Source organism: Novosphingobium sp. ERW19, from assembly GCF_012641315.1.
Classification (GTDB): Bacteria; Pseudomonadota; Alphaproteobacteria; order Sphingomonadales; family Sphingomonadaceae; genus Novosphingobium.
Map to the genome: position 1 here is coordinate 1 of NZ_JABAIC010000038.1, position 1245 is coordinate 1245.

The 1245-nt window shown below is 64.7% G+C and carries 2 protein-coding genes; both read right to left on the reverse strand.

The annotated features are described in order from the left end of the window. Window positions 1-341 (reverse strand): glucuronate isomerase (locus HGI46_RS21795; protein ID WP_206065894.1); only part of this gene is annotated, 341 nt, incomplete at its 3' end. A gap of 38 nt (window positions 342-379) precedes the next feature. Then, the gene (locus HGI46_RS21800; protein WP_118075217.1) at window positions 380-1132 is read right to left on the reverse strand and encodes a FadR/GntR family transcriptional regulator; all 753 of its coding nucleotides are present in this window, start codon (window positions 1130-1132) and stop codon (window positions 380-382) included. Window positions 1133-1245: the final 113 nt, after the last annotated feature.

The window sequence follows — 1245 nt, forward strand, 5'->3', positions numbered from 1 at the left end:
TCGAGCCACATGCGCGAAGGCGTGCCGCGAAACAGCCAGTAGCGCTCGGCAAACAGCCGCCACGCCGCGCGCGGGTCCACGCCCTTGTTGCGTACGCCCAGATCCTCCAGCGCGAGCCCTTGCGAATAGAGCATGCGGAAGACGTAGTGGTCCGGCACCAGCAGCAGGTCGGTGGCATTGCCGAACGTCGCGTTGCCGGCAAACCAGCGCGGATCGGTATGACCGTGCGGGCTGACGATCGGCAAGCCCGCCACGCTGGCGTACAACTCACGCGCAATCGCGCGCACCGAAGGATCGGCCGGCAGCAACCGGTCGGGATGAAGCTCAAGCGTGCGGGGCATTTCTACTCTCTCAAGGCATCCGTTGATGGCCCCCGCCCTCAGGCGGTGGCTTTGGCGTATCGTTCGCGTTTGGCTTGCGTGGCTCTGCGGGCTTCGGCGAGGAGGCGTTCCTCGGTGGCGAAAAGCAGCCCCTCGAGCACGGCGGAGAGGTGGGCGCGCATGGCGGCACGGGCGGCGTTGGGATCGCGCGCGCGCAGCGCATCGAGGATCGCTGTGTGCTCCTCTACCACAGGCTTGATATTGGCGTGGCGGGCCTTTTCATGCAGGAGCGCAGCCTCTGGCGAAGTCCCGCGCAGGTCCCACAGCTGCGCCACGGTGTTGTAGACCGCAACATTGCGGGTGGCGCGCGCGATGGCGAGGTGGAACGCGCGGTCGGCGCTTTCCGAACCATCAGGATTCTGGTTCTCTTCGGCAATCTGCTGGACCAGATCCTCGATCTCGGCCAGATCCTCGTCAGTCATCTGCGTGGCCGCCAGCGCCGCTGCCTCGCCCTCGAACAGCAGGCGCGCCTCGGTCAGTTCGAACGCGGTCACGTTGAAGCCGGGACGGTCGTTCTCGCCCGGCAAGCGCTTGACGTAAGCACCCGAACCGATGCGCACTTCGACCAGCCCCTGCACTTCGAGCGCGATGATCGCCTCGCGCACGGTCGGGCGGCTCACTTCGTATCGCAGCGCCAGGTCACGCTCGGCCGGAAGGCGGCTGCCAACGGGGTAGCGCCCTGCCGCCAGCTCATCGAGCAGCGATCGAGCGAGATCCTGGTACAAACGGTCGTGGGACTTGCCAGTTGCCATATGAACTTTCTGGTAATACCAATTCAGGGAACTTGACAGACCGAAACTGGTCCGTCAATCGGTAATACCACAATCCGCCTGTCCTTAGCGAGTGAAACCCCCATGAAAATCAC

Bases quoted from the DNA above. Each gene is read 5' to 3' on its own strand.
- HGI46_RS21800 (WP_118075217.1), bottom strand. From the start codon at position 1,132: ATGGCAACTGGCAAGTCCCACGACCGTTTGTACCAGGATCTCGCTCGA.